13 protein-coding genes, 1 tRNA gene and 1 pseudogene are annotated in these 14,685 nt (G+C 73.3%); 4 read left to right on the forward strand and 11 right to left on the reverse strand.

Features of this window, described 5'->3' with window-relative positions; translation table 11 throughout:
• Positions 1-64: 64 nt before the first annotated feature.
• A complete protein-coding gene (locus IE257_RS32805) occupies positions 65-1,936 on the reverse strand; it encodes a putative bifunctional diguanylate cyclase/phosphodiesterase (protein WP_229920790.1) in 1,872 nt (623 codons plus the stop codon).
• 346 nt (positions 1,937-2,282) lie between these two features.
• Between IE257_RS32805 and IE257_RS32810 the strand changes: the two genes are divergently transcribed.
• On the forward strand, positions 2,283-3,518 hold the full coding sequence (locus IE257_RS32810) for a M6 family metalloprotease domain-containing protein (RefSeq protein ID WP_189973465.1): 1,236 nt from the start codon (positions 2,283-2,285) through the stop codon (positions 3,516-3,518).
• Positions 3,519-3,608: 90 nt separating this feature from the next.
• On the opposite strand, the gene IE257_RS32815 is transcribed toward IE257_RS32810, so the two are convergent.
• From IE257_RS32815 to IE257_RS32840, 6 genes and pseudogenes are all read right to left on the reverse strand, one after another.
• Positions 3,609-3,682 (reverse strand) — tRNA-Lys (locus IE257_RS32815).
• Positions 3,673-4,264 (reverse strand): annotated as a pseudogene (locus IE257_RS32820) (bifunctional DNA primase/polymerase). Before IE257_RS32820 ends, IE257_RS32815 begins: the two are co-directional and overlap by 10 nt.
• A gap of 226 nt (positions 4,265-4,490) precedes the next feature.
• On the reverse strand, positions 4,491-5,609 hold the full coding sequence (locus IE257_RS32825; protein WP_189973466.1) for a CU044_5270 family protein: 1,119 nt from the start codon (positions 5,607-5,609) through the stop codon (positions 4,491-4,493).
• Positions 5,606-6,235 carry an RNA polymerase sigma factor gene (locus tag IE257_RS32830; protein ID WP_189973467.1) on the reverse strand — a complete coding sequence of 210 codons (630 nt, stop codon included), beginning with the start codon at positions 6,233-6,235 and terminating at the stop codon, positions 5,606-5,608. Before IE257_RS32830 ends, IE257_RS32825 begins: the two co-directional genes overlap by 4 nt.
• An 82-nt stretch (positions 6,236-6,317) precedes the next feature.
• Entirely contained in the window at positions 6,318-6,665 is a 348-nt protein-coding gene (locus IE257_RS32835; RefSeq protein ID WP_189973468.1) for a DUF8844 domain-containing protein, read from the reverse strand.
• Positions 6,666-6,858: 193 nt separating this feature from the next.
• A complete protein-coding gene (locus IE257_RS32840; protein ID WP_209468426.1) occupies positions 6,859-7,662 on the reverse strand; it encodes an SDR family NAD(P)-dependent oxidoreductase in 804 nt (267 codons plus the stop codon).
• 118 nt (positions 7,663-7,780) lie between these two features.
• Between IE257_RS32840 and IE257_RS32845 the strand changes: the two genes are divergently transcribed.
• The gene (locus IE257_RS32845) at positions 7,781-8,377 is read left to right on the forward strand and encodes a TetR/AcrR family transcriptional regulator (RefSeq protein WP_189973470.1); all 597 of its coding nucleotides are present in this window, start codon (positions 7,781-7,783) and stop codon (positions 8,375-8,377) included.
• A 63-nt stretch (positions 8,378-8,440) separates the two neighbouring features.
• On the opposite strand, the gene IE257_RS32850 is transcribed toward IE257_RS32845, so the two are convergent.
• Positions 8,441-9,010 (reverse strand): NADPH-dependent FMN reductase, encoded by a 570-nt coding sequence (locus IE257_RS32850; RefSeq protein ID WP_189973471.1) that lies wholly within the window; start codon positions 9,008-9,010, stop codon positions 8,441-8,443.
• Between the two features lie 113 nt (positions 9,011-9,123).
• Between IE257_RS32850 and IE257_RS32855 the strand changes: the two genes are divergently transcribed.
• Entirely contained in the window at positions 9,124-9,606 is a 483-nt protein-coding gene (locus IE257_RS32855) for a MarR family winged helix-turn-helix transcriptional regulator (RefSeq protein WP_189973472.1), read from the forward strand.
• Positions 9,607-9,660: 54 nt separating this feature from the next.
• Here IE257_RS32855 and IE257_RS32860 read toward each other — a convergent pair whose 3' ends face one another.
• Genes IE257_RS32860 through IE257_RS32870 form a run of 3 tightly spaced genes read right to left on the reverse strand, consistent with a single transcriptional unit; the run spans position 9,661 to position 13,786 of the window.
• Entirely contained in the window at positions 9,661-11,001 is a 1,341-nt protein-coding gene (locus IE257_RS32860; protein ID WP_189973473.1) for an AAA domain-containing protein, read from the reverse strand.
• Positions 10,998-12,581, reverse strand: coding sequence for a hypothetical protein (locus IE257_RS32865; protein ID WP_189973474.1), 1,584 nt, complete (start codon positions 12,579-12,581; stop codon positions 10,998-11,000). Before IE257_RS32865 ends, IE257_RS32860 begins: the two co-directional genes overlap by 4 nt.
• A complete protein-coding gene (locus IE257_RS32870; RefSeq protein WP_372453112.1) occupies positions 12,569-13,786 on the reverse strand; it encodes a hypothetical protein in 1,218 nt (405 codons plus the stop codon). The genes IE257_RS32865 and IE257_RS32870 overlap by 13 nt, the downstream gene beginning before the upstream one ends.
• An 86-nt stretch (positions 13,787-13,872) precedes the next feature.
• On the opposite strand from IE257_RS32870, the gene IE257_RS32875 reads away from it, so the two are divergent.
• Positions 13,873-14,466, forward strand: coding sequence for a histidine phosphatase family protein (locus tag IE257_RS32875; protein WP_189973475.1), 594 nt, complete (start codon positions 13,873-13,875; stop codon positions 14,464-14,466).
• The last annotated feature ends 219 nt before the right edge of the window (positions 14,467-14,685 follow it).

Here is a 14,685-nt window from a genome sequence, read left to right on the forward strand (position 1 = left end):
GGGTCCGGCCTGTCCAGCGATGAAAGGGCCCCCAGAAGCCCTCCCGACGACGAAGCGGAACGGGCTAGCCGGGGTGTTCCGCGCCCGGCCGGGTACCGATCATCTCGGCGATCCGCTCCGGCGCCACGGCCCGTGAGTAGAGCCAGCCCTGGCCCGTGTCGCAGCCCACGCGACGCAGCCGTGCGGCCTGTCCCGCGGTCTCCACGCACTCGGCGGTGACCGTCAGGCCCAGCCGGTGCGCGAGCTGGACCAGGGCCTCGACGATGGTCTCGTCGGCCGGGTTCGGGTGGGTGCCCTCCTCGTAGCGGAACCCCCGGACGAAGGAGCCGTCCAGTTTCAGAACTGATACAGGGAGCCTGCTGAGGTAGGCGAGGTTCGAGTAGCCGGTGCCGAAGTCGTCGATCGCGATCCGCACGCCCATGTCGCTGAGCGCCTGAAGGGCCTGGAGGGGACGCCCGGCCGAGCCCATGACCGCCGATTCGGTCAGTTCCAGTTGGAGCAGCTGCGGGGCGAGGCCCGTCTCGGCCAGGATCTCCGCGACATCGCCCACGAGGTCCGAGTCCCAGACCTGCCGGACGGCGACGTTGACGGAAACGAAGACCGGGGCGTCGCTGGGCTGTTCGATCTGCCAGCGGCGGGCCTGCCGGCAGGCGGTCCGCAGGACCCACTGTCCCAACTGAACGATGGAGCCGTCCTCTTCCGCGATCCCGATGAACCGATTCGGCGTGAGCGTGCCGAATTGCGGGTGGTTCCAGCGCACCAGGGCCTCGACGCCGCGCACCGCGCCGCTCTCCAGGTCCACCAGCGGCTGGTACTCCAGCTCGAACTCGTCCCGCTCCACGGCCGGCCGGAGCGTCGAGGAGAGCGCCTGGCGGGTCATCCGGTGGGCATTGCGCTCCGGGTCGAAGAGCGTCCAGCGGGCCTTGCCGTCCGCCTTGGCCCAGTACAGCGTCGTGTCGGCGGCCTGCATCAGACCGGTCGCCGAGGTGCCGGCCGCGGACCGCTCCACGACCCCGATCGAGGCGGAGACGGACAGCCGCTGCCCGGCCAGGTCGAAAGGTTCCTGTACGGCGGCGAGGACGCTCCGCGCCAGGTCCGCCAGCTGCTCGGTGCCGGTGGAGTCCTCGACCAGCAGGGCGAACTCGTCGCCGCCGAGCCGCGCGACCAGGTGCCCGCCGGTGCGCCCGTAGCCGGACTGGTCGGCGCACTGGGTGAGTCGGGCGGCGACGGCGGTGAGCAGCCGGTCGCCGACCCGGTGGCCCAGGGTGTCGTTGACGGCCTTGAACCCGTCGAGGTCCAGGTAGCACAGCCCGATCCGGCCGGTGCCGCCGCCGTGCTCGTACGAGGCGGCCTCCAGGGCGGCGGAGAGCCGCTCGAAGAACAGGGCGCGGTTCGGCAGGCGCGTGACCGGGTCGTGCATCTGGAGGTGGCGCAGGCGGGCCTGGAGGTCGCGGCGGTCGCTGATGTCGGCCACCGACAGCAGGACGTTCCCCGTGCCGGGGACGGGTCCGAGCGTGACCTCGGTCCAGAGCGAGTGCCCGTCGGGGTGCTTGAGGCGGCGGGTGCAGCGCAGCCGGGCCTGCCGCCCGCGGAGCACCTCCTGGTACGCGGCCCAGGTGCGGGCCTCCGCGGCCAGGTCCACCAGGTCGGCGGCGCACCGGTGGACGAGGGCGTGGGGCTCGCTGCCGAGGAGCCCGGCGAAGGCCTGGTTGGCGGCGACGACGTAGCCCTCACGGTCCACGACGGCCATGGCGAGGTGGGCCGCGTTGAAGGCGGCCCGGTAGTCGCGCAGGTCGGATTCGGCGCGGTGCGGCGACGCCGGGGCGGCCCGGGTGGCCGATGCCGACGGCACTGCCGGCACTGCCGGGTGACGCTCCGTAATGGCCGATCGGATGCTGTCGGCCGCCGAACCGGTTCCTTCTGAGGTTCCGCTCACCGTTGGCTCCCGCAGTGTTCGTGAGTGTCCGCGCAGGAAAGTGTGCCGATCATAGAGGCTGCCGGGAGGCTCTATCCAGCGGCACCACCGGTTGAGACGGGTCAGTTCGGTGTGATGACGGATCGCCGCCCGAAGATCGGGCGATCGTTTCTGCGCGGCTCTGAGCATGCGGATGCTCCTGCTGATCTCAGGTGATCGGTCGTGACGTTCTGTAGGCAGAGGCGTGAAGTCCGGGGGTCACCGGCTTGCCGTATTGCTCACTCGTGTGGGGCAGCGGAACAGGGCATTAGTAAGACAATCGCCTCAAGGTGGATGAACAGGCACGAATCCACCACCGGAGGTCGATGTGGCGCGACAGCAGACACCCGGGGGAGTGGAACGCTCCCGCATCCGAAGTACCGCCGCGGCGCTCACCTCCCTGACGGCGCTCGCCGCCATGTCGCTCGTCGCCGGACCCGCGGTGGCCGACTCCGGAGCCGGACCCTGCGCACTGACCCGCACCACGGCGCACCACTCCCTCGGCCTGGACACCTGGAACGGCGCCTACCCCAAGCCCGAGCGCACACTCGATGCGGTCATGGTCTTCCTCTCCTTCCCGGACCACCGCAGCGCGCTGACGACCGAGGAGATCGTCGGCGACTACTTCCCCGCCACCAGCAACTTCTTCGAGCAGGCCTCGTACGGGCGGTTCCGGCTGGCCCCGCACCCGCAGAAGCAGTGGGTCCAGATGCCCAAGCCGTCCACCGCGTACGGCATAAAGCGGGACTGGGTCGCCGCCGACCGGGCGGCCTACCTGCGGGACGCGGTCGCCACCGCCGACGCGCAGGTGGACTTCCGCAAGTACGACGTCGTGTACTTCGTGGCCGACCCGGACGCGCCCGGCGTGGACTCCGACGCCACGAAGGTCGTCAACTTCGAGCATCCGATCGTCGCGGACGGCACGGAACTGCGGCGGATCGTCACCGTTTTCGAGCGCCATCCGCCGGACCGGAACGTCCTGGCCCACGAGACCGGGCACGTCTTCGACCTGCCCGACCTCTATCACCGGCCCACGGACGGCAAGGGTGACTGGGACACGTACGTCGGGGACTGGGACGTCATGGGCAGTCAGTTCGGCATGGCCCCGGACCTCTTCGCCTGGCACAAGTGGAAGCTGGGCTGGCTGGACTCGTCCCAGGTGGACTGCGTGCAGTCGGGCTCCTCGCTGCACACCCTCCAGCCGCTGGCCGAGGCCCCGCCGAGCGGCGGGATCGGCGGGACCCGGCTCGCGGTGATCCGTACGGGCCCCGGCAGCGCGATCGCGGTCGAGGCGCGCGGCTCCGCCGGCAACGACGGGGACACCTGCACGGAGGGCGTCCTGGTCTACCGGGTGCGCAACGAGGCGGCGTCGGGCGGCGGCCCCATCGAGGTGCTGGACGCGCACCCGTCGACGGAGGCGTGCTGGGACCGCTCGGTGTACCCGCCGCTGGCGGACGCGCCGCTGGAGGTGGGTGAGACGTACACCGTGCCGGGGGAGCGGATCACCATCGAGGTGGCGGACCGCACCCGGTCCGGCGCGTACACGGTGAAGATCACGACGTGACCACGGGGTGATGCTCGGGAAGCCCCGCGGGAAGGTCCGCGGGGCACGACGAAGAAGGCCCCCACTCGCGTGGGGGCCTTCTTCCGTCTGTGCGCCGCCAGGGACTCGAACCCCGGACCCGCTGATTAAGAGTCAGCTGCTCTAACCAACTGAGCTAGCGGCGCTTGCTGACGAGGAAGACATTAGCAGGAGGATCCGCGGAACGAAAAATCGATATCCCCAGGTCCGGTCGGTGCCGGGGTGCGGGCCGCCCGTACGAAGGCCCAGAGCAGGGCCTCGGGCCCGGGAAGCCACGGCTCCCGCATGTCGGGAGCCACCAGCCACCGGGAAGGGCCGGGCGTGGCGGCCAGCGGCGGCACGGTGACGGCGTCCCCGCGGCCGTGGCAGAGCGGCACCGGGGCGGTACGGGAAGCTCCCCACTCCTCCCACGCCAGCAGGGCGGGAAGCCGGTGCGCGGTACCGGGGGCGGCGAAGAGCAGCATCCGGCCGCGGTGCACGGCGACCGGCCCGGAGCCGGGCCCCTCGGCCCAGAGCAGGTCCAGGACGCGGCGCCCGAGGACGAGGGGGACGTTGACGACGTCGAAGGGGTCCCCGCAGGGCAGTGTGGCGGGCAGCCCGGGCCGCGCCTGCCACACCGCGAGGGTGCGCCGGGGGTGGGCGGCGGCGGAGGCGAGCCAGGCGGCGCCCTGCGGGGTGACGTGGGTGGCGGGAGCGGTGAGCGCGGGAGCCGTCGTCAGCGTCGTCATATGCCAGGTGTACCCGCCGTAGCGATATGAATGCCCCGAGTTACCGAAAACCGGGACGCGGCGGGTGGCCCTGGAGTATCTTGCGCCGGTCCGCTGCGCTCGGCGGTGCGCTCGGCGGTGCGGGTGGCGTACGGGCCCGACGACCGCCCGCACGCCCGACGTCGGCCCGCCCGGACCGGGTGTCCCACCGCGTCGGCGGGCGGACCGTGGGCCCGAGCGGTCCGGATCAACCGGCCGGGATCTCCTTGATCCGGTCGACGACCGTCCGGGTCGTGATGGCACTGGTGAACACGACCGTGCCGGGCTTGATCAGGCCCTGTTCGCCGGACTCGCCCTGCACCTGGACGCTGCGCTCGCCGAGGAACGCGAGGGTCTGGCGGTCGAAGATCCATTCCTCGCGCAGGCCGGACCGCTCGTCGAGCCGGGCGACCGCGATGCCGCTGCGGCCCGCGGCGTCGACCGCGTCGTCGACCATCACCACGCCGGGGATCTTCGCCGCCGCCCGGTAGAGCGCGGTCGTGAGCTCGGCCGGCGGGTAGCTGCCGCGCAGCAGGTCGCCGATCGTGGTGAAGGCCTCCTGGTCGGGGCTGTTTCCCTTGCCCTTGGTCTCCTGGTAGATCCGCCCGAGCAGCGCGTCGGGGTCGGTGGGCAGCGCCGCCAGGTAGTTGTGGGTGGGTGCGTTGAGGTGCGGCGTCGGAGCATTGCCCTTCTCGTCGGGCCCGGCGAGGGTCACGCCCTCCGGTCCGGTGTTGCCGGGCTCGATCAGCCAGCCCTCGGTGCCGTCCGCGGAGTTCCACTGGTGGCGCATGTGCAGTTGCTCGCTGACCAGGGTGCTCTTGCTGCCGACGGTCTTCACGTAGGTGTTGGCCGTCTTGCTGCCGATGTAGATGAACTGGTCCGCGCGCACCGCCGGGCCGGCGACGGAGGCGGAGGCCAGGGAGATGCGGTCCAGGAGCTGCGGGGCCCCCTTGGGGTCGGCGGCGCCGATCCGGGTGGTCAGAGCCGGGCCCGTGGCGATCGTGGAGCCGGGTCCGTCCGCGGCGCCCCGGTCCACGTAGGAGAAGAAGCCGACGGCGAGCGCGCCGGCCAGGGCGAAGCCCGCGGCGGGCACGAGGAACGAGCGGCGCAGGAACGGGTTGCGCGACGTGGTGGTGCGGGCGCCGGCGCGGGCCGGGGTCGCGGTGGTGGCGGCGTCGGCGGCGCGGAGGTCTTCGTGGATCTGGGCCATCAGTCGCTCCTTGTGGAACTGGTGGCGGCCCGCGGGCAGTTCCCGTTCGGCGAACGGCAGAAGGGGAGAGTTCTCCTCCTGGCCGGCCGGGTGGGGGCGGGAAAGGTCGGCGTTCATCGGGTTCCTTCCTGTGCGGACCGGACCGCTTTCGCGCGGTCGCCATATGTCTGTCGGGGGCGAGCCGCGAGTTCCCGTTTGTTCTTCTTCAGTTCCGCGTCGGCGAGTTTGCGCAGCTTCGTACGGGCCCGGGACAGCCGGGAGCGCACGGTCCCGACCGGGATGCCGAGGACCCGGGCGGCCTCGGCGTACTCCAGGCCCTCGCACAGGCACAGCAGGAGCACCTCGCGCTCGGGTCCGCGCAGCGCGCTCAACTGCGCCAGCGTGGCCGCGATCTGCTGCCGGTCGTCCAGTCGGCCGGCCACCTCGTCGGCGTGGTCGGGCGCGGACGCGGCGCCGGCCGCCGCCGTGGCGGCGGCAGCGGCGGCCCGGTAGCGCCGGTTGCTGCGGCAGTGGTTGCGGGCGAGGTTGGTGGCGATGCCCAGGAGCCAGGGCCGCAGCGACCCGCCCTCGGCATCGACCGTGCCGCGCAGCCGCCATGCCTCCAGGAAGACCGCAGACATGACGTCCTCGGCGGAGGCCCAGTCCCCGGTCATCCGGAAGGCATGGTTGTAGACGGTGCGGGCGTAGCTGTCGAACAGCTCCGCATAGGCGTCCGGATCCCCGGACCGCACCCGGGTTCGCATCTCTGTTGTCACTCCTGTCGGCTGTCCGGCACCCACGAGGGGGTTCCCGTGACCTGCGTCACGTCCGCCGTGGAGAGACGGCCTAGGTGAGGTCGGTGCCGGTGCCGCGCTGGAGGGTTTCGCCGAATTCGATCATCTTGCGGGCGTAGTCCTCGGTCCACTCCGCCTGCTCGGCGATGAGGGCCGGCGTCAGCCGGTCGAACCGCCGGGGGTCCGCCAGCTGGGCGGCCGCCAGGGCCTGGAACTCCACCGCCCGCTCCTGCGCGGCCCGGAAGGCCAGCGTCAGCTCGGTCGCACGGACCAGTAGCTCGCGCGGGTCCTCGATCGACTCCAGGTCGAAGAAGTGCTCCGGGTCCGCCACGGCCTCCGAGGGCTCGAAGAGCAGAGGCGCCGGCCGCAGCCGCCGCTCGGTCCGCTCGGGCTCTGCCATGCGTGTCCTCCTGCTGCGCGTGCGAAGTGATTCCGGGCCACCGTCCATTGTCCAACGCCACGCAAGACCCCTGCGCGACGGGCGGGAACACCCGTACGGCCGGCGGGACGCAGGCGCAGCCGGGTGGTGTCCGTGGCGAGGGAGTCGAGCAGGTGAGCGGCCGGCGCCGATATTCGCACCCGCGGAATCCCCGTCAGGCGGTCCGGGGGGCGGACATCCGGTCGACCATCCGCACGACCGTGCGGCGGCTCGCGAACCGTCCGGCGAAGGCCATCACCCGGTTCATGCCTCCGGAGATCACGCTCGGCGGCGGGTTCTTCCGGTCCAGTGCCTTCAGCGCGGTGCGCACGACCTCCTCGGAGGTCTGCATCCGGGTGCCGCCGGCGGCGTCCTCCGTGCCGACCACGTCGAAGAACTCCGTCTTCGTCGCGCCGGGCGACAGGGCCAGGACGCGCAGCCCGGTGCCCCGGTTCTCCTGCCAGAGGGCCTCGGTGAAGCTGAGTACGAAGGCCTTGGTGGCGGCGTACACGGCCATGTTCGGCACCGGCTGGTAGGCGGCCATGCTGGCGACGTTCACCAGCACGCCCTCGCCGTGGGCGCGCAGCCGCCCGATGAAGGCGCGGCTGATGTCGACGACGGCCATCACGTCGAGGCCCACTTCCTGGCGGAGGCGCTGCGGGTCCTCCTCGTGGAAGCGGCCGTAGGTGCCGAAGCCGGCGTTGTTGATGACGGCGGAGACCTTGATGCCGCGCCGGTCGACCTCGGCGGCCAGCAGCTCTCCCGACCCGTCGACGGCCAGGTCCATGGTGATCGTCTCCACCGCGACGCCGTGGGTCGCGGACAGCTGTCCGGCGAGCTCCTTCAGACGGTCCTCGCGGCGGGCGACGAGTACGAGGCCGGAGCCCCGCGCGGCCATCTGGCGGGCGAACTCGGCGCCCAGGCCCGAGCTGGCGCCGGTGATCAGGGTGGTCCTGCCTCGGTAGTCGACGGCGTTCACAGTGGCTCCTCGCCCAGGGGGTGACGGACAGCGTCGGACATCACTGTATGCCCGCCTGGCAGTCACTGCCAATCGGACAGTAGGGGCCAGATGGGCGGTCCGCCTATATGCTGGCCGGATGGGGACCACCGCAACGCAGCCGAGCCTGTGGGACCGCTCCCGGCAGGCCGTGGTGGCGAGCATCTTCGAGACGGCCATGCGGCTCTTCGCGGAGCAGGGCTACGAGGCCACGACGATCGCGCAGATCGCCAAGGAGGCGGGCATCTCCCAGCGGTCGCTGTTCCGGTACTTCGGTACCAAGGAGGACATCGTCTGCGGCGAGCAGGAGGAGCACGGCGAACTGCTCCGCGCGGCGGTGGAGGCCCAGCCCGCCGCCGCCACCCCGTGGGAGGCCCTGCGCGCCGGCTTCGAAGCACTCATGGATGCGCACGGCAGCCCGGAGCAGCTGCTGGAGATCACGACGCTGATCTTCGACACCCCGTCGCTGCGCGCCCGCTACACGCAGAAGCGGCTGCGCTGGCAGGAGGCGGTCCTGCCCGCCGTCACGGACCGCATGGCCGCGGGGGAGGGGCCGGTCTCCGAGGTCCGCGCCGCGGCGGTGGTCGCGACCGTCTTCGCCTGCGTCGACGCCGCCACTGAAGCCTGGGTGCGCGGCGGCGGCCGCAGTGACCTGGCGGCCCTCTACGACGAGGCGCTGGCCGCCGTACGGGGCTGAGCGAACGGAAAGGGGCGCCCGCGGAGTTCCCCGCGGACGCCCTCGACGCGCAGGGCGCGCAGGTCAGACCGTGACGGCCGCCGCGGCGCGCTGCGCCGCCAGGTCGGCCACGTCGTCCAGGACCCCGGCGAGTTCGCCCGCGAGCGTCTCCGGCGCGAGGAATCCCTCGGGGCCGAGCAGCTTGGGGATGCCGGGGACGGCGACCGAGCGTTCGGCGGGCAGCATGCCGAGCCGGGTGAGGACGGGCAGCAGCATCTGGGCGGCCGGGGCGCCGCCGGTGGGGCCGGCGCTGTAGCTGACGATGCCGACCGGCTTGCCCTTCCACTCGTTGTAGAGGAAGTCGATCGCGTTCTTGAACGGGGCCGTGAAGCCGCCGTTGTACATCGGCAGGACGAAGAGGAAGGCGTCGGCCGAGTCGACCAGGGCGCTCCAGTCGCGGGTGTGCTGATGCGCGTAGTTGCCCGTGGAGGCGTATTCCGGCTCGTCCAGGAACGGCAGGGCGATCTCGGCGAGGTCGACGGGGGTGACCTCGAAGCCGCCCCGCTCGCGGGCCTGCTCGGTGACCCAGCGGGCGAGCGGGCGGCCGGCGGAGGTGGGGCGGGTGGCGGCGGAGATGACGTGCAGGCGGGTCATGGTGGGCGCTTCCGGTCGATGTGGTTGTTGATGTGTCATCTATAGAAGCGGGAATCTGGGTGACGTGTCAATTAGATAAGTGATGTGTCACCGACCTGGTTAGAGTGGCGGACATGACCCCCGCACCGGAGCCCGGGCCCCGCTGGCTCACCGAGTCCGAACAGGACGCCTGGTACGCGTGGCGACGGATGTTCCCGCTGGTCAACGCCGAGATCGCACGCGACCTCAACCAGGACAGCGGACTCTCCGAGGCCGACTACGACGTCCTGTCGGTGCTCGGCTCCACCGACGGCCACCGCATGCGCATCAGCGCACTGGCCGAACTGATGCGCTGGTCGCGCAGCCGGCTCTCCCACCAGCTCACCCGGATGGAACAGCGGGGCGTCGTCCGCCGCGAGGAGGTGGCCTCCGACGGTCGGGGAGCCGAGGTGGTCCTCACCGACTCCGGGGTCACCATGATCACGGAAGCCGCCCCGCTGCACGTGGAGTCCGTACGCCGCCACCTGCTCGACGCCCTCGCACCGGACCAGCTGCGCACCCTGGCCGAGGTGGGCGAGGTGCTCCGCGAACGCCTCGGCGCGCGACGCAAGACATGAGCCGGTCCCGCCGCAAGGAGCGGTCGCCGGCGACACGGTGACGCCCCGACCGGTTCAGGGCCGCCAGGACACCCGGTGCTCGGCCAGATGGGCCAGGACCGAATGGTTCGCCTCCCAGCCGTCCGGGAACTTCACCGTCACGCCCAGCTGGACCGGCTCCGTCGACGGGTGGTCGTCCAGCAACTCCGCTATCCCCGCCCGGGCCACCACCACGCACGCGTGCCGGTGCCGGGAGGCCAGCACGCACAACCGGCCCGTCTCCAGATGGAAGGCCGTCGCGTCCGGGCGGCCCGACAGCGGGTGGAGCACCACCGTGAGGTCGTACTCGCGGCCCTGGAGCCGGTTCGCGGTGTCCACCGTGACCCCCGTGACCCCGAGCGAGGCCAGCGCCGCGCGGACCGCGGCCGCCTGGTCCCGGTGCGCCGTGCCGACCGCGATCCGGTCCGCCGTCAGCGGGGCCGGGGCCGGGGACTGCTCGTCGGAGGTCACCGCCCCGCGATCCAGCGCCCGGCGGACCACCAGGGCCACCGCCCGGACCGCCTGCGGATCGGTGCGCGGAGTGTGCCGGGCGGGCAGCTCCAGCAGGCCCCAGCCCGCCTCGGCCGCCTCGTCCAGGACCCGGTCCGGGCCCGACCCGTCCGACGGGACCCCGTACGACAGCCGCCGCTCGCCCGGGCCCGTACCGCTGCGGAACTGCGTGTACGGGTAGAAGGCGCGGGAGACCAGCGGCGCGGCCGACGCCGGGAGCCGCCAGGACACCGGCAACCGGTGCTGCGGCAGCTGCGGATTGTGCGCGAGCAGAGTGCTCACCGCCGAGGCGGAGGGATCGTAGGACAGGCCCGCCCACTGCTCCGCGCCGACCACACTGAACGGGTCCAGCTGCCCCGGGTCGCCCACGAACAGCGCCCGCTCGAACAGCCCGGCCACGGCCAGCAGCGCGTCCGAGCGCATCTGGTACGCCTCGTCGACGATCGCGTGCTGCCAGGGTTCGACGTCCTTGACGAACGCCCACTTCGCCGCCGTGGAGATGGTGATCGGCAGCTCCGCCAGGTCCTTCGGCTTCGCCGACAGGGTGACCGAGGGCAGCTCGCGCAACGCCGGATCGTAGGCGTCCCCCTCGCTGCTGTGCAGCCGGCCCACCTTCAGCTCCGGGTCCTTGTCGGCGAGGCGCAGCACCAGGTCGTCGACCTGCGCGTTGGTCTGCGCGACCACCATCAGCCGGCGCCCGGCCGCAGCCAGCTCCCGGGCCGCCCGGACCACGAGCGTGGACTTGCCGGCGCCGGGCGGGGAGTCGACGACCACCCCCCGCTCCGTCCCGTGCAGGGTGTCGGCCAGGATCGCGGCGGTCGCCCGGGCAGCCGCCGCGCCCGGGTCGAAGGGGGCGGTCGTGGTCACAGCAGATCCTCGTCGGTCACGGAGTCGGGCAGGGGGAGGGCGCCCGCGCTCCCGGGCGGGCCGCCGTGGGTCCACGGGGTCTGCTCGGGCTCCGGGAGCTTCGGGCCACCCCGCGCGTCGTGCTCGAAGAGCGTCCAGCAGAGCCGGTCACCCTTCTCCGGCACGGACCCCGGCTCCGGGTCGCGGCCGCGGCCCATCTTGTCGAGGAGCCGCAGCACCAGCCGCCCGTCCTCCTCGAAGCGGACGAACTGCGCGCTCTGCGGGCGCCCGTCCAGCGAGCGGAACACCTTCCCGCCGCCCTCGTCCGCGAGCTGCGGCCGGTCCTCCGTCACCACGGTCACCAGCGGGCGCGGGCTCGGCCGCTTCGACTCCGTCCATTCCATCACCACCTCGGTGACCTCACCGGCGAAGGCCTCGCCCGCGAGCCGCCGGCCGGCCATCACCAGCGGGTCGTCCAGCGCCTCCTGGGCGTCGAGCCGCACCTGCTCGGTCTCCCGCGTGGCCAGCTTCTGGGCCGCCGTCACCGCGTCGTCGCGCCGCGGCTGCGGCGGCTCACCCGCCCGTACGCGGTCCCGGTGGCCGGTGTACGACCAGCGGTCGCGCGTCCAGCGTTCCTCCGCGCGCTCGCCCGGCGGCAGGGCGCGCAGCAGGTCGATCGCCTCCCAGGTGTTCCACCAGGTGTTCGACAGCTGGGAGGCGACCAGCCGGTGCACCTCCTGCTCGGCGGACCGGACGTGGCGGTCGTCGTCCCCGGGACCGGCCGCCAGGGCCGCGCGCGCGGCGTCGTACCGGGCGATCGCCGGGGCCAGCAGCTTGTTGTCGAAGGCCGGGTCGGTGGCCGGACCGGCGGGCGGGCACAGCAACTGGCCGTCCTTGTCGCGCCCCAGCTCGGCCCGGAGGGCGGCCGCGGCGCCGCAGTGGCCCTCGGGCGGGTCGATCCAGCCCAGCAGGGCGCCCAGGTGCTGGTCCTCCAGATTGCTCTGGCCGGTGGCCCAGTGCCGGGACAACAGGTCGGTGGCCGACAGCAGCATCGAGGAGCCGGGCACCCGGGACCGCTCGGCGAGGTGGGTGAACCAGCGCCCGAGCATCGGCACCTGCGACGGAGCCGGATACGGATTGTCCGGGTCCTCCTCGGCGGTACGGCGGAACCGCATCGAGCGCCCGAGCAGCCGTACGTACTCGATGCCCGCCCGGCTCGGCACGATCAGCTGCGGCGCGTCCACGCACAGCTCGGTCTCCACCTTGACCCGCTTGCCCGTCTCCGGGTCGGTCTCGCTGCGCTCGGCCGGCTCCACCGCGTCCGCGTACGCGTCGATGTGGGCCAGCACCTGGACCGCCAGGTCCGCGAGGAAGGCCCAGCGCCGGTCGCGGTCGCGCGGCTGGGGGATCACGAAGATCTGCGGCGCGTGCCGGTCGGTGCCGACCATGGCGCCGAGCGGGGCGCCCGCCTCACCGGCGGTGGTCAGTGGCACGAGGACCATCGGGTGCTCGCTCAGGTGGCGGTGCCGCACGGTCGCGAGCGGCTGGGCGCGGCCCGCCCGTACGGCCTCCAGCCGGGCCAGGGTGCTCAGCAGGGACATGCGGGGTTCTCCGGGAGGTGGTGCGGCGGGCGGGCGGCGGCCGCATCCAGGGCCTCGGCGCGCAGCCGGGCGGCGCGGTGCAGCGCGGCGGCGGTCGGATCCTCGGCGCAGCCGGCTCCGGCGGCCGCCGCGAGCGCGGCCTCGACGGTGGTCAGGGCGCCCAGCTCACCCCGCACGGACCGGCCCAGTGCCGTGACGTGGTCGGCGGCGCGGGCCCGGTCGCGGCAGTGGAAGGCCAGCTCGCAGGCGGCCAGGCACTCCGGGGCGTACGCGGCGTCCACCGCGGACACCGCCAGGGCGAGCTCCTCGGCGGTCCGGGTCTCCGGGTCGAAGCAGAGGCCCTCGGGCAGAGCGGCGGCCAGCTCCTCGACGCGGGTCAGCCGGTCCAGCTGGCGGCGGGTCACGGAGCGCTCGCGGCGGATGTCGACGGCGGAGGCGGTGGGCAGGTTCGAGAAGTCCTTCGGGCAGACCAGCAGCACGGTGTGCGCCACCTCGGCGCCCGGCAGCTTCTCGGCGGTCTTCTCCAGGGCCAGGACGTAGACGGCGGCCTGCCGGGCGGCTGCGCCCACCTTCGCGGCGTCGGCGGCGCCGTCGATCATCGGGAAGGATTTGATCTCCACGACGGTCCAGCGGCCGTCGGGGTGGACGACGACGGCGTCGGGCTCCAGGTAGGCGGGGGAGCCGGCCACCTCCAGGGCGAGCATCGGGTGGTCCAGCAGCGTCCAGGCCCCGGTGTCCCGGCCGGCGGCGGTCGCCTCGCGCAGCGCGAGCGCGGTCCGGGCGGCGCGGCCCTCGGGCCCGGCGGCGGTGAGGTCGGGGACGAGGGCGCCGGACCCGGGGGACCCGGGCGGCTCGGCGGCGGGCGCGAGGTGTGCGTGGACCAGCCGCAGCAGCTCGGCTCCGCCGTCGCCCTTGACCTTGGCCTCGAAGGAGTTCCCGCGGACTATGGCGAACTGCGACTGCCCGAAGGAGGCGGGGGAGCCGAGCGCGGTGGCGAGGGCGGTCTTGTCCACGCCGGCGCCGTCGAGCAGGGCGCGCCTGCCGCAGCCGGGATTCGCGGCGAGGGCCGCGAGCGCCCGGGCGTCGAGCGGGCGGGGCGGCACGGCAGGGCCACGCAGACCGGCGAGCCGCTGCCGCAGTGTCGTCGGCTGCGCGGGGCTGGCGGGCGGGTAGGAGCTCACCCGCGGAAGTGTCCCATCCGCCACTGACAATCGTGGACTTAGTGCGGAAACCGGCTGCGGGGGCGGGTGATGGATGATGTACGGACCTCGAACGAACCGGGAGAATTCACATGGCCCCCCGCATCCTGCTGGCCCGCCACGGCCAGACGGCGTGGTCCCAGCTCGGCAAGCACACCGGACGCACGGACGTGCCGATGCTGGACGAGGGCAGGCTGGGCGCGAAGCTGCTCGGCGAGCGGCTGGCCCGTGACCCGTGGCGGGGCCTGCCGGGCGTGGAGGTCCGCACCAGCCCGCTGGTGCGCGCGAGCGAGAGCTGCGACCTGGCGGGCTTCGGGGCCCGGGCCGAGCCGTGGGACGCGCTGATGGAGTGGGACTACGGCGACTACGAGGGCATGACCCCGGCGGAGATCCAGGCGGTCCGGCCGGGCTGGCTGATCTGGCGCGACGGGGTCCCGGGCGGTGAGACCGTGGCGGACGTCGCGGCGCGCGCGGACGAGGTCGTCGCCTGGGCCCGCGCGGCGGAGCGCGACGTCCTGGTCTTCGCGCACGGCCACATCCTGCGGACGCTGGCCGCGCGCTGGCTGGGCTTCGAAGCCGCCTTCGGAGCCCGCATCCGGCTGGAGCCGACCTCCCTGTCGGTGCTGGGCTGGGCCTACGGAGCGCCGGCGCTGGAACGCTGGAACGACACGGGCCACCTCGCGTAGCGTCGGCTCCGGCCGGTTGCCCTGCGGGCGGCTCGGCGGCTCGGTGGTGCGGCTCGCGCTGTGTGCCGGGCTCTGCCCGGACCCGCGCCTCAATCGCCGGCGAGGCTGGATGTGCGGGCCCGCACCTCAGTGGACGGCGTGACTGGGGTGTGCGGCGGGGTCGGCTCGGGTCGGTGCGTGGGGCCGTGCCGGGGTGTCTCCTCGGCTCGGCGCGCGCGG

It is taken from the genome of Streptomyces avidinii (assembly GCF_014650695.1).
In the GTDB taxonomy this organism is placed as follows: domain Bacteria; phylum Actinomycetota; class Actinomycetes; order Streptomycetales; family Streptomycetaceae; genus Streptomyces; species Streptomyces avidinii.